The organism is Myxococcales bacterium, from assembly GCA_016717005.1.
GTDB lineage: Bacteria > Myxococcota_A > Polyangia > Haliangiales > Haliangiaceae > UBA2376.
The window spans coordinates 62,159-80,618 of sequence record JADJUF010000012.1 but is presented as its reverse complement, the minus strand read 5'-3'; the positions used below and the strand labels follow the sequence as shown (position 1 = coordinate 80,618).

The window sequence follows — 18,460 nt, the reverse complement described above, 5'->3', positions numbered from 1 at the left end:
GGCCCGGCGGTGGTGATGCTGCACGGCCTCGTCGTCGGCACGCTGGCGTCCTGGTACTTCACGGCGGCGCCGACGCTGGCGCGCGCCCACGCGGTCCGGCTCTACGATCTACGCGGCCACGGCAAGAGCGCGCGCCCGGCCACCGGCTACGACACCGCGACGATGGCGGAGGACCTCGCGGCGGTCTCCGCCGATCTGCCGGGGCCGATCGATCTGGTCGGCCACAGCTACGGCGCGCTGGTCGCGCTCGCGTTCGCGCGGCGGCATCCGGACCGCGTGCGCCGCCTGGTCGTGGTCGAGGCGCCGCTGCCGCCGGCGCAGTTCGCCGAGCACCACGGCTTCCTCGGCGCCAGCCCGGCCGAGATGATCGCGGCGCTGCCGCCGAGCCTGCAGGACGCGCTCGCCGGCGGCCGGCGCCAGGCCGGGCGGCTGCTCGCGACCCTGCGCGCGCTGGCCTACGACACCACGCTCCTGGCCGACCTGCAGGCCGAGCCCGATCTCACCGCCGCCGAGCTGGCGGCGATCGCCGCGCCGACCTTGTGCGTCTACGGCGATCGCTCGTCGTGCCTGGCGGCCGGCCAGCGCCTCGCCGCCGGCCTCGCGCGCGGGCGCCTCGCGGTCCTGCCCGGCGGCCACTACCTGCACCTCGACGCCCGGGACGCGCTCACCGCGCTGATCGTGGAGCACCTCGATGGCTGACGTCGTCGTCGACGGCGTCCGCCTGCACGTGCAGCGGCTCGGCGCCGGCCGCGCCGCGGTGTTCGTCCACGGCCTGGTGATGGACAACCTGTCGTCGTTCTACTTCACGCTGGCGACCCCGGCCGCGGCCCACCGCGCGGTCGCGCTCTACGACCTGCGCGGCCACGGCCTGTCGGCCCGGCCCGCCACCGGCTACGCCCTCGCCGACTTCGTGGCGGAGCTGGCCGGGCTCGCCGACGTGGTCTCGCCCGAGGCGCCGATCGACGTCGTCGGCAACAGCTTCGGCGGGCTGGTGGCGCTGGCGTTCGCGGCCGCGCACCCGGCCCGGGTCGCGTCGCTGGTGCTGATCGACGCCCACGACGGCACCGACGGCTGGGCCGCGCAGATGGCGTCGACGCTCGGGCTCCAGGGCCAGGCCCGCGACGCCAAGATCGCGGCGTCGTTCCAGGCCTGGCTGGGCCGCCACAGCGAGCGCAAGCGCACGCGCCTGGCCGAGCACGCGCGGGCGCTGGTCGAGGACACGACGCTGGTCGCCGACCTCGCCGCGTCGCCGCCGCTGGCGCTGGCCGCGCTGGCCACGATCACCGCGCCGGCGCTCTTGCTCTACGGCGCCGACTCCGACGTGCGCGCGCGCGGCGAGGCCCTGGCCGCGGCGCTGCCCGCCGCCACGCTCGAGATCGTGCCCGGCTGCACCCACTCGATCCTGTGGGAGGCCACGGCGCTGGTGCGCGCGCGGGTCGTCGCCTGGCTGGAGGCGCGCTGATGGCGCGGATCCTGTTCGTCGTGCCGCCGCTGACCGGCCACGTCAACCCGACGGTGTCGGTGGCGCGCGCGCTCGCGGCCCGGGGCCACGAGGTCGCGTGGGCCGCGCACCCGGGCGCGGTGCGGCCGCTCTTGCCCGCGGACGCGCGGATCCTGCCGATGCCCGAGCGGGTCGACGCCGCCCACGCCGCCGACGTCACCGACAAGGCCCGCGCGGTCCGCGGCGCGGCCGCGCTCAAGTTCCTGTGGGAGGACTTCTTGATCCCGCTGGCGCGATCGATGCGCCCGGCGCTGACGGCCGCGGTCGCCGACTACCGGCCGGAGCTGCTCGTGGTCGATCAGCAAGCGGTGGCCGGCGGCCTGGTCGCGCGCGCCGCCGGGCTGCCGTGGGCCACGACCGCGACCACCTCGGCCGGCGTCACCGATCCGCTCGCGGCGCTGCCGCAGGTGAAGCGCTGGCTCGGCGAGCTGTTCGCCGACCTCGAGCGCGAGGCCGGCCTGCCGCCGGCCGGCGACGGCGGCGAGCTGTCGCCGCACCGGGTGATCGCGTTCACGACGCCGGCCCTGGTCGGCCCGGCCGAGGGCTTCCCGGCCCACTACCGGTTCGTCGGGCCGTCGGTGAGCGACCGCCCCGAGCCGGCGTCGTTCCCGTGGGCGGCGCTGGGCCCGCGCCCGCGCGTGCTGGTCACCGTCGGCACGGTCAACGTCGACGCCGCCACTCGCTTCTACGCCACCGCGATCGCCGCGCTGGCCGAGCAGCCGCTGCAGGTGATCCTGGTGGCGCCGCCCGAGCGCGTCGGCCCGCTGCCGGCCAACGTGCTGTGCCAGCGCTACGTGCCGCAGCTCGCGCTCCTGCGCGAGGTCGACGCGGTCGTGTGCCACGGCGGCCACAACACCGTGTGCGAGGCCCTGGCCCAGGGCCTGCCGCTGGTGATCGCGCCGATCAAGGACGACCAGCCGATCGTCGCCGATCAGGTCGTCGCCGCCGGCGCCGGGCTGCGCGTCAAGTTCGGCCGGGTCACCGCGCCCGAGCTCGCGGCCGCGGTCCGGCGCGTGCTCGACGAACCTCCGTTTCGCACCGCCGCCCGCGCGGTGCAGGCATCGTTCGCCGCCGCCGGCGGCGCCGCCGCCGCCGCCACCGCGCTCGAGGAGCTGCTCGCATGATCTGGGTCCTGATTCCCCTCGCCGCGCTGTTCGCGCTGTCGGCCCTGCGCATGCGCGGCCGCCTCGCCGCCCTCACCACGATGGCGCCGTCCGACGCGCCGGTCGCCGCCGACCACCGGTTCTTCACCGCGCCCGGGGTGACCCTCGACGACGCCACCCGCCGGGCCGCGAGCGCCCACGCCACCGCGCACGGCCTCGAGGTCGTCGACGTGATCCCCGGCGACCTGCCGACCATCGCCGCGCTCAGCCTGGCCCAGCTCGTCGATCCCGCCACCTACCGCGCCGACCGGCTCGCGGTCGGACGCACCGCCAGCTACGCGCTCCTGTGCACCGCCGAGGTCGCCGAGCGGGCCCGCGCCGAGCCGCCCGCCGACGAGGTCGCGTTCTTGCGCCTGGCCGCCCGGCTCAAGCAGTACGCCACCGCCACCACCGACCTGGCGGTCGCGCCGTCGGCCCGCGCCGGCCGCGAGGACCTGTCGCGCCGCCGCGCCGTCGTGCGCGCGCTGCTGGGCCCGTCGACGCCGGTCGCGCTGATCCTGCAGCCGCTGTTCTTCGCGATCATGGCGGTCGGCGTCTGGCTCGCGCCGATCGCTGGCGGCGTCACGCTCGGGCTGTGGCACCTGCAGCCGCTGATCTCGATCGCCGCCACCAAGGTGCGGTCGCGGGATCTGGCGCTCGTCACCCTGCTGCGCGCGCCGGTCGAGCTGTACCTGTTCGCGCGCACGTTGCTGGGCCGGTGGCGCCCCGACGCCGGGCCCGATCCGGTCGAGCGCCGCCGCGCCGTCTACGCCGAGCTGGCCACCACCGCCGACACGTTCTTCGAGCCGCGCCGCGACACCTGCCCGGTGTGCGCCGAGCCCGCGCTGAAGGTGCACCTGCGCTTCCGCGATCTGCTCCAGCACAAGCCCGGCCGGTTCGTGCTCGATCGCTGCACGGCCTGCGGCCACGTCTTCCAGAACCCGCGCCTGTCGATCGCCGGGCTCAACTACTACTACAAGGACTTCTACGACGGCCTCGGCGAGGCCGGCATCGCGTTCATCTTCGGGCTGTCGGGCGCCGGCTACCTCGCGCGCGCGCGCATGGTCAAGGACGTGACGACGCCGGCGCGCTGGCTCGACGTCGGCTGCGGCCACGGCCACTTCTGCCTGAGCGCGCGGGACGAGCTGCCCGGCACCCGCTTCGACGGCCTCGACCTCAGCGACAGCGTCGACGAGGCGCTGCGGCGCCGCTGGATCGATCACGGCTTCCACGGCCTGTTCCCGGAGCTCGCCGCCGAGCTGGCCGGCAGCTACGAGGTCGTCAGCATGGCCCACTACCTCGAGCACACCCGCGAGCCGCGCGAGGAGCTCGCGGCCGCGCACACCACCCTCACGCCCGGCGGCCACCTGATGATCGAGGTGCCCGATCCCGAGTTCGGCCTCGGCACGCTGCTCGGCACCTACTGGCTGCCGTGGTTCCAGCCCCAGCACCAGCACCTGCTGTCGGTCGGCAACCTCGAGCGCCTGCTGCGCGAGGCCGGGTTCACGCCGCTCGCGTGGCACCGCGGCTCGGCCCACCAGCGCGTCGACTTCCTGTTCGCCGCGTTCCTGCTGCTCGGGCGCCTGGCGCCGCCGCCGCTGCAGCCGTGGCGGCCGCGCTCGACCCTGGCGCGCGTGCGCCGCGGCCTGGTCTGGACCCTGGGCTCGCCGCTGATCATCCTCGGCATCCTGGTCGATCGCGTGATCACGCCGTTCGTCAAGCGCGGCAAGCGCTCCAACACCTACCGGGTCCTGGCGCGCCGCGATGGCTGAGCCGACCGCGCACCCGTTCCTCGACGAGCCCGACCGCTTCTTCATGGAGTGGATCCCGGCGCAGCTCGCCGCGCACCCGGCCTACCGGGCCCAGGTCGGGCGCGATCACGCGATCGCGCAGATCGAGCTGGCCGGCGAGCGCGGCGGCACCTGGCAGGTGACCATGGGCGACGGTCAGGTCGAGGTCGCCCGCGGCCCCCACGCCAAGCCGTCGTTCACGATCGCCATGACGGTCGACACCTTCCGCAAACTGCGCGAAGGTCGCATCGGCATCCCGGGGGCCCTGCTGCGCGGCAAGATCAAGGCCCGCGGCAGCCTCGGCACGCTGCTCAAGGTCGGACGCAATCTCAAGCACGAGGGCTCATGACACGCACCTTCTCGACGCTGTTGCTCGCGCTCGCGCTCACCGCCGCCTGCGGCCCCAGCGGCAGCGGCGACGACGTCACCGACGGCCCGCCGTCCGACGGCGTGCTGCCGCCGATCTTGATCCCGGGCGGCGGCGCCACCTCGGCGCCGATCGACGGCGTGGTCAACGTGTTCGTGGTCGAGCCCGGCGGCTCGACGCCGGTCGTCGGCGCGGCCGTCCACCTCGGCGGCGCCGGCGGCGCGGTCCAGCTCGACGCCACCACCGACGGCACCGGCCTCGCGACCTTCCGCGACGCCACCATCACCGGCCCGCAGACCATCACCGCCACCGCCGGCGGCCGCACCGCCGCCACCTGGCTCGGCGTGCCCGGCGGCAACGTCACGATCCCGCTGGCCCGCCGCCCGGCGGCGACGCCGATGGCCCGCGTCACCGGCACGATCGCCGGCTGGGGCAGCCTGCCCGGGCCGTCGTTCGGCCACTACACGCTCGCGGTCGTCACCTACTCGTTCACCAGCGATCCCAGCGCCGCCGACAACCGCATCCCCCAGCCGACCTCGGGCGGCACGCCGCAGAACACCTGCGTCAACTCCGGGCTCGGCGGCAGCTGCGCCTGGGAGATGAACGCGCGCACCGGCGCCCAGCTCCACACCGCGGTGATCGTCGACGGCGACTCGCGCGGCACCACCGACGCCGCCGACGACACCTACACGCTGATCGGCTTCGCGGCCGGCTCGCCGATGACGCTCAGCGCCGGCCAGCAGGTCGCCGGCGAGAGCCTGGCGATCGTCCCCGCCGGCGGCCGCACCAGCATGACCGTGCAGTTCCCGGCCGCGGCCCCCGGCCTCGGCCACGCGCTCGCGATCCCGATGCTCGACACCGGCGCCAACGGCCAGATCGTGTTCCCGCTGCCCGCGGTCACCGCCGCGAGCCCGTCGACGCAGGTGCTCGCGGCCAGCGGCGCCTTCGCCGGGTCGTACCGCCTGGTCGGCCTGGCCACGCCCACCGCCACCGCCACCGCGCCGTACTCGTCGAGCTTCGTCGCGGTCGCCAACCCCGGCAGCGCGGCGCTGCCCGCGTGGTTGCCGGCGCCCACCGGCGTCTCGACCGCCGGCGGCACGTTCTCGTTCGGCGCCGGCGCCGGCACCTCGCTCGCCTACGCCAGCTTCTCGACCGGCGGCAGCCCGGCCTGGGTCGTCACCGTGCTCGACGGCTCGTCGTCGTTCCGCTTGCCGCCGATCAGCCCCGATCCGCTCAGCGGCTCGGTCACGCTCGACGTCACCACCGTCGACGTCGCCGACTTCGATCCGGCGCAGTTCCTGGTCACCGACCTCACCGTCGGCCTGGCCCGGGCCAGCGGCGCGTCGACGACGTTCACCCGCTGACGCGCGCCGCGGCGGTCACGCCGGCGGCTTGCGCGAGCCCGGGCAGCGCTTGCCCAGGCCCTTCTGGTGATCGACCACGACGCCACGGTTCATCGCCTTGACCTTGCCGCACGACGAGCACTTGCCCGACGAGGCCTCCAGGTCCAGCTCGGGCGCGTCGCCGCCGTCGCCCTCGTCGGCACCCTCGGCGCCGTCGCCGTCGGCCGGCGCGGCCGCATCCGGAACCGCCGCCGCCGCGCCGCGCGCGGCCGCGGGCGCCTGCCGCTGCCGGTGCTGCGCCTCGCGCAGCCGTCGCATGTCATCGACCTTGCCCATCGCGGCAGTGGAGCGCGGATCGTCGGTCGGGGGAAGCGCGAACGACGCCCGGGATCGCGATCAGCGCCGACGGCGGCGCAGCAGCGCCAGCCCGAGCCCGACGATCAGCGCGCCGCCGGTCGACGAGCCGCCGCCGGTCGCGCAGCCGCCGCTGTCGTCGCCGCCACCCTCGGTGCCCGCGTCAGCTCCAGCGCCGGTGCCGGCGTCGGGGCCCGGGGCCGCGCCGACGTAGGTCTCGAGGAACGAGCGGTGGGCGTCGGTGCGCCGGAAGTGCGCCGGCGAGTCGCAGTTGCCGTTGTCGGCGTACGAGTCGACGCCGATGACGGTCTCGACGCCGCCCTCCATGATCGTCGCTGGCCCGCCCGAGTCGCCCAGGCAGGTCAGGTGCTGCGGGTCGCCGACCCGGACCGTGTCACCGGCGTCGAGGCCGGCGATCACCGTCGAGGCCTGGCGCCGGGTCATGCTGGGCACGCCGACGGTGGCCTGGCCGTAGCCGATGATCCGGGCCGCCTGCCCGGCCATCGCGGCGGTCAGCGCCGTCCGCCGGATCGGCAGCGGCGTGATCGTGCTCGGCGTCGCGAGCAGCGCGACCGCGATGTCGGCGGTGAACGGCGGCGACGGGTCGTAGGACGGGTGGACGTGGACCTCGCGCACCGGCACGAGGTGCGGCTCGAGGGCGACGAGGGTCGGGTAGATCGACGCGTCGGCGTCGGGGAACATGCCGAAGATCCAGCCCGGGTGGTTCGCGGTGTCGACGCAGTGGGCCGCGGTCAAGAGCACGTCGGGCGCCACGAGGGTCGCGGTGCAGGTCGCCAGCACCGAGCGATCGGGCGGGTACGACGCCAGCAACACCACCGCGTGGTCGTCGGGCGAGGCCGCGCCGCCGATGATCGGCGCCGCGGTCGTGGCCGGCCGATCGTCGGCGGCGGTGCAGGCCGCCGCCAGGGCCGCCACGGAGCACAGGAGCTTGGTGCGCATGGCCGCGGACTCTACGCGGGCGGCCCCGACGATCAAGCGCCGTCGTCGCGGTATCGTCGGGCCATGGTCCCCCGCCCGCCCGAGCTCGGCCCGCTGGTGCCGTTCCGCCGCGGCCGCTTCGAGGAGCTGCCCGAGACGCCTTGGCGCCCGCACCCGTTCGCCGACACCCAGCTCACGCGGGTCCCGATCACCACCGCCGAGCTCGGCGCCTGCACCGCCGCGGTCCGCACGTTCGGCAGCGGGCCGCCGCTGCTGCTGGTGCACGGCCTCATGACCACGAGCTACTCGTGGCGGTACGTGCTCGCGTCGCTCGGCGCGCACTTCACGCTGTACATGCCCGACCTGCCCGGCAACGGCGACAGCGACCGGCCCCAGGATCGCGCGTACCACCCCGAGGCCCTCGCGATCTGGCTCGGCGCGGTCCAGCGCGTGCTCGGCATCCGCGGCTGCCCGGTCATCGGCAACTCGATGGGCGGCTACCTGAGCATGCGCCTGGCGCTGCGCGAACCGGACGCCATGTCGCGGCTGGTCAACCTGCACTCGCCGGGCGTGCCCGAGGCCCGGCTGTGGGCGCTGCGCGCGGCGCTGGCGATGCCGGGCGCGTGGCGCGCGCTGGCGTGGGCGGCCCGCCGCGATCCCGAGCGCTGGGTCCACAAGAACGTCCACTACTGGGACGAGTCGCTCAAGTCGCGCGAGGAGGCGCGGATCTACGGCGGCCAGCTGGCCTCGCCCGAGGGCGCGCGCGCGTTCGTCAAGCACCTGGCCGAGACCATGGCGATCGGTCCGATCCGCGAGTTCCACCGGACCTTGCGCGCGCGCCGCGCCGCCGGCGAGCGCTTCCCGGTGCCACTGCTGCTGGTCTACGCCGAGCGCGATCCGATGGTGCCGCCGCGGTTCGGCGACGTCTTCGCCGAGCTCATCCCCGACGCCCGGCTGGTGCGCCTACCCGAGGCCTCGCACTTCGCGCACGTCGACGCCGCCGACCGGTTCGTCGCGGCGGTGCTCGACTTCGTCCGCGGCCAGCCGTAGGCAGCCGCGCGCCCGCCGCCGCGATCCGTGGCAAGGTCGCGCCGTGCCCCCGCTGCCCGCCGCGATCCCCGACGTCGTCGACCTCCAGCTCGTGCGCGGCGCCGACGCCGACGCCGCGGCCGGCCCCGACCTGCTGATCGAGATCCCGCACGGCGCCACCCGCACCGCCGACTACGACCGCTACGCGCGCCAGCTCACCAGCCCGCTGCCGGCCGACCTCGTCGACTTCTTCCACGTCAACACCGACGCGGGGGCGCCCGAGCTGGCGGTCGCGATCGCCGAGCTGGTGGTCGCGGCCGCGCCCCGCCGCCAGGTCGCGATCGTGCGGTGCCGCGTGCCGCGCACGTTCATCGACTGCAACCGCCAGATCGACGCGTCGCCGGAGGACTTCCGCACCGGCAAGGTCGGCCCGGGGCTGATGCCGTGGATCACCACCGCCGAGGATCGCGCGCTCCTGCGCGGCGCGTTCGACGCCTACGTCGCCACCGTCGCCGCCGCCGCGGCCGCGCTCGCCCCCGACGGCGCCATGCTGATGCTCCACACCTACGCGCCGCGCACCGTCGACGTCGAGGTCGATCTCGAGATCGTGCCCAACCTGCGCCGGGCCTGGGCCGCCGACCGGGTCGACACCTGGCCGCTGCGGCCGGCGCTCGACGTCATCGGCCGCACCCTCGACGGCGTCGACCACGCCCCGCCGGCGGTCGTGGCCGCGCTGACCGCCGCCGCCGCCGAGCTCGACCTGGCCGTCGCCACCGGCGTGACCTACCCGCTCCACCCCAGCACCCAGGCCCACGCCCACGTCCTGGCCCGGCCCGGCCGGACCCTGTGCGTCGAGGTCCGCCGCGATCTGCTGGCCGAGCCGTTCACGCCGTTCGCCGAGATGCGCATCGGCGCGGCCCAGGTCGCGCGCCTGGCCCGGCCACTGGCGACCGCGATCGCGGCGTGGTGGTGACCGGCCGGCGCCCCTGGACGCCGTTCACCGACCGATCGACCGCCGTTCCCGCGCCACCGCGGCCCAGCCCATCGAGCCGCTCTGCTATCGTCAACCGCTGACGTGAAGCTGCTGTTCGTCGCTTCAGAGCTGGCCCCGTTCGCCAAGACCGGCGGGCTCGCCGACGTGCTGGCGGCGCTGCCCCGCCACCTGCACCGGGCCGGCCACGACGTGCGCGTGGTCGTGCCGCTCTACGACACGATCGACTTCCGCGGCGCCGCGCTCGCCCCGGTGGTCGAGCTGCTGCTGCCGCTGGGCGAGCACCGCTACTCGATCACGATCTTCACGACCGCCGCGGCGCCGCCGACGTACTTCGTCCACTGCCCGGCGCTGTTCGGGCGCGGCCGCCTCTACACCAGCGACGCCGACGAGCACCGCCGGTTCCTGGCCCTGTCGTACGCGGCGCTGCACCTGTGCCAGCGCCTCGACTTCGCGCCCGACGTCGTCCACTGCCACGACTGGCAGGCCGCGCTGATCCCGCTCCTGCTCAAGACCACGTTCGCGCGCGACCCGCGGCTCGCGCGCGCCAAGTCGCTCCTGACGATCCACAACCTCAACTACCAGGGCAGCTTCCCGGCCTCGATCGGCCCCGACACCAACCTGACCCACCTCGCGCACCTGTTCCACCAGGAGCTCTTGCAGGCCGGGCGCGTCAACTTCCTGCTGCAGGGCATCCTCTACGCCGACGGCGTGTCGACGGTGAGCCCGACCTACGCGCAGGAGATCCAGACGCCGGCCCACGGCGCCGGCCTCGACGGCTTCCTGCGCGCGCGCAGCTCGACGGTCGTCGGCATCCTCAACGGCGTCGACTACGACGAGTGGTCGCCCGAGCGCGACACCTACATCCCGGCCCGCTACAGCGCCGCCGATCGCCGCGGCAAGGAGCTCGACAAGCAGGCGCTGCTCGAGGCGCTCGGCCTGCCCTACGCCGCGCGGGCCCCGGTGATCGGCGTCGTCTCGCGCCTGGTCAGCCAGAAGGGCTTCGATCTGCTGGGCGCGGTCATGCCGGGCCTGCTCCAGCGCCACGGCTTCCAGCTGACCGTGCTCGGCAGCGGCGAGCCCGGCCTCGAGGACATGTTCGCGCGGCTGCAGCGCGCGTTCCCGCGCCAGGTCTGCTTCTACCAGGGCTTCAACAACAAGCTCGCGCACCTGATCGAGGCCGGCGCCGACATGTTCCTGATGCCGTCGCGCTACGAGCCGTGCGGCCTCAACCAGCTCTACAGCCTGCGCTACGGCACCGTGCCGATCGTCCACAAGACCGGCGGCCTGGCCGACACCGTGCGGCCGTGGCACCCGCGCACCGGCACCGGCACCGGCTTCCTGTTCGAGCACCACGACGCCGCCGGCGTGCGCTGGGCGGTCCAGGCCGCGCTCGCGACCTACCGCGATCGACCGGCGTGGTCGCGCCTGGTCGACAACGGCATGGCCGAGGACTTCTCGTGGGATCGCCAGACCGCGCTCTACGAGACCCTGTACACCCGCCTCGTCGACGGGGGCCGCGGCCGCCGCGGGAGGAGCTGACATGCACGTCGTCTTCATCGAGCCCCGCTTCCCCGCCAACCAGAAGCAGTTCATCCGCGCGCTGGCCGAGATCGGCGCGACGATCAGCGCGATCGGCGAGGGCAGCAAGGCGTCGCTCGACGACGACCTGCGCCGCTGGCTGACCCACTACGAGGAGGTCACCAACGTCACCGACCAGGCCCAGGTGCTGGCCGCGGTGCGCTTCATCCAGCGCCACGCCCACGTCGATCGGCTCGAGGCCTCGGTCGAGGCCCACATCATGCCGACCGCGCACGTGCGCGAGGCCGCCGGCATCCCCGGCACCAGCGTCCGGACCGCGTTCCTGTGCCGCGACAAGCCGGCCATGAAGGAGGTGCTGCGCGCCGGCGGCGTGCCGTGCGCGGCCTCGACCGCGGCCGGCTCGATGGCCGAGCTGCGCGCGTTCGCCGAGCGCGTCGGCTACCCGATCCTGGTCAAGCCGCGCGACGGCGCCGGCGCCTCGGGCGCGGCCCGGGTCGACACCGACGGCGAGCTCGAGGCCGCGGCCCGGGCGCTCCACCTCGAGCGCGGCCGCTCGATCGCGGTCGAGGAGTTCATCGAGGGCCACGAGGGCTTCTTCGACACGCTGACCCTCCGCGGCCGCGTGGTCCACGAGTTCGCGACCCACTACTACCCCAACGTGCTCGAGGCCATGCGCACGCGCTGGATCTCGCCGCAGTTCATCACCACCAACCGCATCGGCGCCGACGGCTACCGCGAGGTCAAGGCCATGGGCCAGCGGGTCGTCGAGCTGCTCGGCATCGAGACCTCGGCCACCCACATGGAGTGGTTCGCCGGGCCCAAGGGCCTCAAGTTCTCCGAGATCGGCTGTCGGCCGCCAGGCGTGCGCGCGTGGGATCTCTACAACGTCGCCAACGACATGGACCTGTACCGCGAGTGGGCGATGCTGATCGCCGCGGGCCGGCCCAGCCAGCGCCCGTCGCGCCGGTTCAGCGCCGGCATCATCGCGCTGCGCCCCGACCGCGACGGGCGGATCAGCCACTACGACGGCGTCGAGGCCGTGCGCGAGGCGTTCGGCGGCAACCTGATCGACTGGCACCTGCCGCCGCCGGGCACCCCGACCCAGGGCGTCGAGGCCGGCTACATGGCCAACGCCTGGGTCCGGATGAAGCACGAGGACTACGATCGCCTGCGGCAGATCCTCGACGCGGTCGGCCGCACGCTGAAGGTCCGCGCGCACTGATGGCCGCCGATCTGATCGTGCTCGGCTCGCAGCACGCCACGCCCGACGTCGGCGCGGTCGTGCGCGCGCGCGGCCTGCGCGGCCCGGTGGCGATGGTCCGAGCCGGCTACCAGGAGCGCGAGGCCGACGACGCCGCGCTGGTCGAGGCCCTCGGCGTGCCCGCGGTCAACCTGGCCTTGCACGCCCGCGCCGGCGCGGTCTTCGCCGACGATCCCGCGTTCACCGCCGCGTACCAGGCGCGGCAGTCGCTGCTCCGCCACATGCAGAGCTGCTACCGGGTCCGGCTCGAGAAGACCGAGGACGCGGCCCGGACGATCGCGCTGCGCTACTTCGAGCCCGAGCTGCTCGAGGGCGAGGACGCCGTGTCGGTCGACCAGTTCCGGCAGCTCGACGACAACCACCTGATCCGGTGCGGCCAGGTCCGGACCGCGTTCGCGGCGCTGTGGCACCCGACCGAGCGGCCGGTGGTGGCGCGCCACCGGGCCGAGCTGGCGGCGCTGCTGGCCCCGGTCGAGGCCGTCGTCATCGCCGGCGGCCACGTCGCGTCCTTGCACAACCGGCTCGAGCTGTTCGACCTGCTGGGCCTGGCCGCCGGCAAGCTCTTGATCGCGTGGGGCGCCGGCGCGATGGTGCTCACCGACCGCATCGTCCTCTATCACGACTACCCGCCGTACGGCTCCGACATCGCGCAGCTGCTCGACGCCGGCCTCGGGCGCGCGCCCGGGGTCGTGGTCATGCCCGATCCCAGCCGCCGGCTGCGCCCCGACACCGGCCCGGCGATCGCGCGGTTCGCGCGCCGGATGGCCCCGGCCCTGTGCGTCGGCATGGACCTCGGCGCCGAGCTCGAGTTCGAGGGCGGCGCGCTGATCGGCGGCCACGGCGGCCTGCTCCGCGCCGACGGCGTCGTCGACCCGGCCTGGACCCACCGCCGCCCGGACCCGTGGGCCGAGGCCGCCAGCGACAGCATCGACGAGGTGCCGCAGTGAGCGCCGGCGCGATCGCCGAGCTCGAGGCCGGGCCGCGCACCCGCGAGGCGGTCAACGCCTGGTTCGCGCGCCACAAGTTCCCGGTCGTGGTCGGCCCGTCGATCACGTTCGTCTGGCGCGGCGACGCCGAGGCGGTGCACCTCAAGCACTGGGTGTTCGGCCTGCCGTCGTCGCAGTCGCTGGCGCGGGTCGCCGACACCGACGTCTGGCACCTGACGATGCAGCTGCCGGCGGGCTCGCGCGTCGAGTACAAGCTCGAGATCGTGCGCCACGGCCACGGCGAGTGGATCCAGGATCCGCTCAACAAGGCCCTGGCCCGCGATCCGTTCGGCGCCAACTCGGTCGCCCACGGCACCGGCTACGAGGTGCCCGAGTGGATCCGCCACGATCGGACCGCGCCGCCGGGCCGGCTCGACGAGATCTTCCTCGACTCGCGCACGTTCGGACGCCGCAGCTTCGGCCTGTACGTGCCGGCCCGGTTCCAGCGCAGCCGCCGCTACCCGCTGCTGGTCGTCCACGACGGCCACGACTACCTGCGCTACGCGTCGATGGGCACGATCCTCGACAACCTGACCGATCGGCTCGAGGTCGCCGACGCGATCGTCGTGTTCACGAGCTCGCCCGATCGCCTGCGCGAGTACGCCGACGACGAGCGCCACGCCCGGTACGTGACCGAGGAGCTGGTGCCGTTCGTCGAGCGGACCTTCCCGCTCGAGGCCGTGCCCCAGAGCCGGTGCCTGATGGGCGCCAGCTTCGGCGCGGTCGCGGCGCTGTCGACGGCGTGCCGCTACCCCGGCTTCTACGGCCGGCTGCTCTTGCAGTCGGGCAGCTTCGCGTTCACCGACATCGGCGACCGCAACCACCGCGGCCCGCTGTTCGATCCGGTGGTCGCGTTCATGAACCGGTTCCGGGCCGAGCCGACCGCGGTGTCCGAGCGGGTCTTCGTCAGCTGCGGCATGTACGAGTCGCTGATCTACGAGAACCGATCGCTGGTGCCGATGCTGCTCGGCACAGGCATGGACGTCCGCTACGTGGAAGCCCGCGACGGCCACAACTGGGAGAACTGGCGCGATCGGCTGCGCGACGCGTTGTCGTGGCTGCTGCCGGGCCCGTTCCTCCTCGTCTACGAGTAGGCTAGAAGAGCATGGCCACCGTCACCCGCACGATCGGTCTGTCCCTGGGCGCCGACATCTGCTGGCCCATCTGCTACGAGCAGATCCTCGGCAAGCTCGACCTCGCGATCCCGTGGCAAGGCGACACGGTCGAGGTCAAGGTCGAGCGCGTCAGCATCGAGCCGTTCGATCTGCGGCAGCCGTGCCGCTACGACGTCGTCCTCGATCGCCTGACCCACTGGTACCACACCAGCCGCGAGTGGATCAAAAAGGCCATCGTCATGGACGGCCTCTACGTCCTCAACAACCCGTGGTCGGTGCAGTCCAACGAGAAGCACACCTCGTACTGCGCGATGATGGCGCTGGGCATGCCCATCCCCGACACGTGGATGGTGCCGCCCAAGGACTACGAGCCGCTGCCGGATCTGGCGCCGACGCTCAAGCGCTACGCCAAGCTGTTCGACCTGCGCGCGATCGGCCAGCAGCTCGGGTACCCGCTGTTCATGAAGCCGTACGACGGCGGCGGCTGGCGCGCCGTCAGCCGCTGCGCCGACGAGGCCGCGCTCCGGGCCCGGTACGAGGAGAGCGGCAAGAGCGTCATGCACTTGCAGGCCGCGGTCCACCCGTTCGACAGCTTCGTGCGCTGCATCGGCCTGGGCCCCCAGACCTACTTGGTCAAGTACGACCCCGACGCCGCGCTCCACGACCGCTACACCCAGGCCACCGACTTCGTCAGCGACGACGAGGCCGAGCTCCTGCGCGACACGACGCTCACGATCAACGCGTTTTTCGGCTGGGACTTCAACTCGTGCGAGGCGCTGCGCAAGGGCGGCGCCTGGTTCCCGATCGACTTCGCGAACCCGTGCCCCGACTCGCAGGTGACCTCGCTGCACCGCCACTTCCCGTGGCTGATCAAGGCCAACCTGCGCTGGTCGATCTTCTGCGCGGTCACCAAGCGGCCGATGCGCAAGAACCTCGACTGGGGGCCGTTCTACGAGGTCGCCGCCGACCGCGACCGCCCGTACCGCGACAAGCTCCGGGCCTACGCCGCGATCGCGGCCGAGCGGTTCGAGACCGATCGGTTCGAGGAGTTCTGCGCCACGCACCTCGGCCACCTCGACGAGATCGCCTGGGACTTCTTCGGCACCGACGTCGCCAAGGCCGCGGTCCGGGCCAAGGTCGCGGCGCTGTTCCCGAAGCACGAGGTCGAGCCGTTCACCGAGCTGTTCTGGCGCCGCATCCAGGCGTGGCGCGCGGACACCGCCGGGGGCCGCCGTGGCTGAGCGCGGCGACAAGGTCGTCGCGCGCTGGCGCAGCGAGCGGGTCGAGCGCGAGGTGACGCTGGTCAAGTGGGGGACGATCGGGCAGCCGCTGCTGCTGTTCCCGACCGCGGGCGGCGACGCCGAGGAGGTCGAGCGCTTCCAGATGTTGGACGCGCTGGCGCCGCTGCTCGACGCCGGCCGGCTCAAGGTCTACTCGTGCGACTCGGTCGCCGGCCGCGCGCTCCTGGCCCGCGAGGGCGCGCCCGCGCACCAGATGTGGCTGCAGAACCAGTTCCAGCAGTACGTCCGCCACGAGGTCGCGCCGGCGATCCGCGCCGACTGCAAGAGCGCCGACCTGCCGATCTGGACCGCGGGCGCGTCGATCGGCGCGTTCCACGCCGCCTCGGTCGTGTGCCGCTTCCCCGACGTCTTCACCCGCGCGATCGCGATGAGCGGCACCTACGACCTGCGCCGGTTCTACGACGCCCGCGAGTTCACCGACCACTTCTGGGTGTCGTCGCCGCTGCACTTCGTGCCGACCCTGGGCGGCCGCCACCTCGAGGTGCTGCGGACCCGCTACGTCCACATCGTCTCGGGCGAGGGCAAGGCCGAGGACATCGGCGAGTCGTGGAACCTGGCCAAGGTGCTGGGCCGCCAGGGCATCCCCAACAAGGTCGATTCGTGGGGCCCGGACTGGCATCATGATTGGGTGACCTGGCGCAAGATGCTGCCGCAGACGCTCGAGCAGTGGCTGCGGGAGGGGGCGCGATGACCTCGACGCGCGATCACAAGAACACCGACGGGGCGCTCGACGCCGAGCGCCAGCGCGCCTTCACCAGCGCGGTCATCGCCGACCTGCGCGCGCTCGAGCGCATGATCGCCGAGAACCGCTTCGAGACCGACGTCCGGCGGATCGGCGCCGAGCAGGAGATGTTCCTGATCGACGACCAGTGGGCGCCGGCCAACGGCGTGCTGGCGCTGCTCGACAAGCTCAAGCCCGATCCGCACTACACCACCGAGCTCGGCCAGTTCCAGCTCGAGGCCAACTGCGATCCGCAGGTGTTCACCGGCGACGGCCTGTCGCTGCTCCACGCCCAGCTCGACCTGCTCGTGGGCAAGGCCCGGACCGCGGCCCGCGAGCTCGGCATGGACGTCGTGCTCATGGGCATCCTGCCGACGATGGGCAAGCGCCACCTCGGCCTCGACGGCATGGTCCCGAGCGCGCGCTACCAGCAGCTCAACAAGGTCCTGACCGAGCTGCGCAACGGCCGCTTCGACTTCTCGATCAACGGCCTCGACGAGCTGATCATCGAGCACGACTCGGTGATGCTCGAGGCCTGCAACTCGAGCTTCCAGGTCCACCTGCAGGTGAGCCCGGCCGAGTTCGCGCGCTACTACAACCTGGCCCAGCTGCTGGCCGGGCCGCTGATGTCGGTGTCGTCGAACTCGCCCATCCTGTTCGGCAAGCGGCTGTGGGCCGAGACCCGCATCGCGCTGTTCCGGCAGGCGGTCGACACCCGCAACCACGGCGGCCACCTGCGCGAGACCGAGGCCCGGGTCAACTTCGGCACCCGCTGGGTCCGGCAGTCGGTCAGCGAGATCTTCAAGGAGGACATCGCCCGGTTCCGGCCGCTGGTCGGCACTGACCTCGACGAGGATCCGATGGCGATGCTCGCGCGCGGCGAGGTCCCGCAGCTCAAGGCGCTGCGCCTGCACAACGGCACGATCTACCGCTGGAACCGCGCCTGCTACGGCATCAGCGACGGCAAGCCGCACCTGCGGATCGAGAACCGGATCATGCCGGCCGGGCCGAGCACGCTCGACGAGGTCGCCAACGCCGCGCTGTGGTGCGGCCTGATGGTCGAGATGGGCGCGCGCGAGGACGACATCCCGCGCCGCATGGACTTCGATCAGGCCGGCGCCAACTTCTACACCGCCGCGCGCGAGGGCATCACCGCCAACTTCACCTGGCTCGATCACGAGGACATCTCGGCCCGCGAGCTGATGCTCGAGCGCCTGCTGCCGCTGGCCCAGGCCGGCCTGCGCCGCCAGGGCGTCGCGCCCGCCGACGTCAGCCGCTACCTGGGCGTGATCGAGGAGCGGGTCAAGACCGCCCGGACCGGCGCGCGCTGGCAGATCTCGTCGTGGAACTCGCTGCGCGATCGCTCGACCCCGGCCGAGCGCGCCAACGCGGTCGTCGCCGCGACCGTGGCGCGGCAGGGCACCGGCCGGCCGGTGGCCGAGTGGGAGCGGGCCCGGCTCGACGAGGCCCACGTCCGCGGCTCGAACTACCGCCGGGTCGATCACTACATGACCAGCGACCTGTTCACGGTCCAGGCCGACGACGCGATCGAGGTCGTCGCCAACCTGATGATCTGGGAGCGCATCCGCCAGGTGCCGGTCGAGGACCGCGACCACCGCCTCGTCGGCGTCGTCACCCACCGCGCGGTCCTGCGCTTCATCATGAACGGCGGCTCGTGCCGGCGCACGCCGGTCGCCGAGATCATGAAGCGCGACCCGGCCACGGTCACGCCGACGACGCGCACGCTCGAGGCGCTGCAGCTGATGCGGCGGCTCAAGGTCGGGTGCCTGCCGGTGGTCGACAACGAGCGCCTGGTCGGCATCGTCACCGAGGAAGACTTCATGGACATCGCGTCGAAGATGCTCGAGGAGCAGCTCACGCGCGACGGCCCCGACCGCACCGGCGACAGCCTCGACCGCACCGGCGACCGCGTCGCCGCGGCCGCGGACGTGCGCCCCGATGACGACGTCGCCGATCGCACGCTCGACACACCGCGCGGCCAGACCGCGGCCCCCGCCGCCGACCCGGCGCCGCCGCCGAGCGACCCGACGCCGCCCACGTCGTGACCTCGGTCGCGC

17 protein-coding genes are annotated in these 18,460 nt (G+C 73.8%); 15 read left to right on the top strand and 2 right to left on the bottom strand.

All coding sequences use genetic code 11. The features are described 5' to 3' along the window. Positions 1-15 precede the first annotated feature (15 nt). Genes IPL61_13565 through IPL61_13540 form a run of 6 tightly spaced genes read left to right on the top strand, consistent with a single transcriptional unit; the run spans position 16 to position 6,164 of the window. Positions 16-699: an alpha/beta fold hydrolase gene (locus tag IPL61_13565; GenBank protein MBK9032319.1), complete on the top strand. Its 684-nt coding sequence runs from the start codon at positions 16-18 to the stop codon at positions 697-699. Next, complete coding sequence (locus IPL61_13560; GenBank protein ID MBK9032318.1) at positions 692-1,462, top strand: alpha/beta hydrolase; 771 nt, start codon at positions 692-694, stop codon at positions 1,460-1,462. Before IPL61_13565 ends, IPL61_13560 begins: the two co-directional genes overlap by 8 nt. After that, positions 1,462-2,625 (top strand): glycosyltransferase family 1 protein, encoded by a 1,164-nt coding sequence (locus IPL61_13555; GenBank protein MBK9032317.1) that lies wholly within the window; start codon positions 1,462-1,464, stop codon positions 2,623-2,625. The genes IPL61_13560 and IPL61_13555 overlap by 1 nt, the downstream gene beginning before the upstream one ends. Further along, positions 2,622-4,415 (top strand): class I SAM-dependent methyltransferase, encoded by a 1,794-nt coding sequence (locus IPL61_13550; protein ID MBK9032316.1) that lies wholly within the window; start codon positions 2,622-2,624, stop codon positions 4,413-4,415. The genes IPL61_13555 and IPL61_13550 overlap by 4 nt, the downstream gene beginning before the upstream one ends. After that, positions 4,408-4,782, top strand: coding sequence for an SCP2 sterol-binding domain-containing protein (locus tag IPL61_13545; GenBank protein MBK9032315.1), 375 nt, complete (start codon positions 4,408-4,410; stop codon positions 4,780-4,782). The genes IPL61_13550 and IPL61_13545 overlap by 8 nt, the downstream gene beginning before the upstream one ends. Then, positions 4,779-6,164: a hypothetical protein gene (locus tag IPL61_13540; protein MBK9032314.1), complete on the top strand. Its 1,386-nt coding sequence runs from the start codon at positions 4,779-4,781 to the stop codon at positions 6,162-6,164. The genes IPL61_13545 and IPL61_13540 overlap by 4 nt, the downstream gene beginning before the upstream one ends. A gap of 15 nt (positions 6,165-6,179) precedes the next feature. On the opposite strand, the gene IPL61_13535 is transcribed toward IPL61_13540, so the two are convergent. Both IPL61_13535 and IPL61_13530 read right to left on the bottom strand, forming a co-directional pair. Next, positions 6,180-6,479, bottom strand: a complete 300-nt coding sequence (locus tag IPL61_13535; GenBank protein ID MBK9032313.1) for a hypothetical protein — start codon at positions 6,477-6,479, stop codon at positions 6,180-6,182. 60 nt (positions 6,480-6,539) lie between these two features. Next, complete coding sequence (locus IPL61_13530; protein MBK9032312.1) at positions 6,540-7,457, bottom strand: trypsin-like serine protease; 918 nt, start codon at positions 7,455-7,457, stop codon at positions 6,540-6,542. Between the two features lie 63 nt (positions 7,458-7,520). Between IPL61_13530 and IPL61_13525 the strand changes: the two genes are divergently transcribed. From IPL61_13525 to IPL61_13485, 9 genes are all read left to right on the top strand, one after another. Then, complete coding sequence (locus tag IPL61_13525; protein ID MBK9032311.1) at positions 7,521-8,486, top strand: alpha/beta hydrolase; 966 nt, start codon at positions 7,521-7,523, stop codon at positions 8,484-8,486. A 43-nt stretch (positions 8,487-8,529) separates the two neighbouring features. After that, on the top strand, positions 8,530-9,438 hold the full coding sequence (locus IPL61_13520; protein ID MBK9032310.1) for an N-formylglutamate amidohydrolase: 909 nt from the start codon (positions 8,530-8,532) through the stop codon (positions 9,436-9,438). 102 nt (positions 9,439-9,540) lie between these two features. Then, on the top strand, positions 9,541-10,998 hold the full coding sequence (gene glgA / locus IPL61_13515; protein MBK9032309.1) for a glycogen synthase GlgA: 1,458 nt from the start codon (positions 9,541-9,543) through the stop codon (positions 10,996-10,998). 1 nt (position 10,999) lies between these two features. Continuing rightward, the gene (locus tag IPL61_13510; protein MBK9032308.1) at positions 11,000-12,220 is read left to right on the top strand and encodes an ATP-grasp domain-containing protein; all 1,221 of its coding nucleotides are present in this window, start codon (positions 11,000-11,002) and stop codon (positions 12,218-12,220) included. Continuing rightward, positions 12,220-13,206: a hypothetical protein gene (locus IPL61_13505; protein MBK9032307.1), complete on the top strand. Its 987-nt coding sequence runs from the start codon at positions 12,220-12,222 to the stop codon at positions 13,204-13,206. The genes IPL61_13510 and IPL61_13505 overlap by 1 nt, the downstream gene beginning before the upstream one ends. After that, positions 13,203-14,339 carry a DUF3327 domain-containing protein gene (locus tag IPL61_13500; GenBank protein ID MBK9032306.1) on the top strand — a complete coding sequence of 379 codons (1,137 nt, stop codon included), beginning with the start codon at positions 13,203-13,205 and terminating at the stop codon, positions 14,337-14,339. Before IPL61_13505 ends, IPL61_13500 begins: the two co-directional genes overlap by 4 nt. 11 nt (positions 14,340-14,350) lie before the next feature. Then, entirely contained in the window at positions 14,351-15,601 is a 1,251-nt protein-coding gene (locus IPL61_13495; protein MBK9032305.1) for a hypothetical protein, read from the top strand. Next, a complete protein-coding gene (locus IPL61_13490) occupies positions 15,594-16,352 on the top strand; it encodes a hypothetical protein (protein MBK9032304.1) in 759 nt (252 codons plus the stop codon). Before IPL61_13495 ends, IPL61_13490 begins: the two co-directional genes overlap by 8 nt. After that, positions 16,349-18,448: a CBS domain-containing protein gene (locus IPL61_13485; protein MBK9032303.1), complete on the top strand. Its 2,100-nt coding sequence runs from the start codon at positions 16,349-16,351 to the stop codon at positions 18,446-18,448. Before IPL61_13490 ends, IPL61_13485 begins: the two co-directional genes overlap by 4 nt. The last annotated feature ends 12 nt before the right edge of the window (positions 18,449-18,460 follow it).

What these genes read in the sequence shown, in the direction of transcription:
- IPL61_13565 (MBK9032319.1), top strand. Translation starts at nt 16, where the DNA reads ATGCTGCACGGCCTCGTCGTCGGCACGCTGGCGTCCTGGTACTTCACG.
- IPL61_13560 (MBK9032318.1), top strand. Translation starts at nt 692, where the DNA reads ATGGCTGACGTCGTCGTCGACGGCGTCCGCCTGCACGTGCAGCGGCTC.
- IPL61_13555 (MBK9032317.1), top strand. Translation starts at nt 1,462, where the DNA reads ATGGCGCGGATCCTGTTCGTCGTGCCGCCGCTGACCGGCCACGTCAAC.
- IPL61_13550 (MBK9032316.1), top strand. Translation starts at nt 2,622, where the DNA reads ATGATCTGGGTCCTGATTCCCCTCGCCGCGCTGTTCGCGCTGTCGGCC.
- IPL61_13545 (MBK9032315.1), top strand. Translation starts at nt 4,408, where the DNA reads ATGGCTGAGCCGACCGCGCACCCGTTCCTCGACGAGCCCGACCGCTTC.
- IPL61_13540 (MBK9032314.1), top strand. Translation starts at nt 4,779, where the DNA reads ATGACACGCACCTTCTCGACGCTGTTGCTCGCGCTCGCGCTCACCGCC.
- IPL61_13535 (MBK9032313.1), bottom strand. Translation starts at nt 6,479, where the DNA reads ATGGGCAAGGTCGATGACATGCGACGGCTGCGCGAGGCGCAGCACCGG.
- IPL61_13530 (MBK9032312.1), bottom strand. Translation starts at nt 7,457, where the DNA reads ATGCGCACCAAGCTCCTGTGCTCCGTGGCGGCCCTGGCGGCGGCCTGC.
- IPL61_13525 (MBK9032311.1), top strand. Translation starts at nt 7,521, where the DNA reads ATGGTCCCCCGCCCGCCCGAGCTCGGCCCGCTGGTGCCGTTCCGCCGC.
- IPL61_13510 (MBK9032308.1), top strand. Translation starts at nt 11,000, where the DNA reads ATGCACGTCGTCTTCATCGAGCCCCGCTTCCCCGCCAACCAGAAGCAG.
- IPL61_13505 (MBK9032307.1), top strand. Translation starts at nt 12,220, where the DNA reads ATGGCCGCCGATCTGATCGTGCTCGGCTCGCAGCACGCCACGCCCGAC.
- IPL61_13495 (MBK9032305.1), top strand. Translation starts at nt 14,351, where the DNA reads ATGGCCACCGTCACCCGCACGATCGGTCTGTCCCTGGGCGCCGACATC.
- IPL61_13485 (MBK9032303.1), top strand. Translation starts at nt 16,349, where the DNA reads ATGACCTCGACGCGCGATCACAAGAACACCGACGGGGCGCTCGACGCC.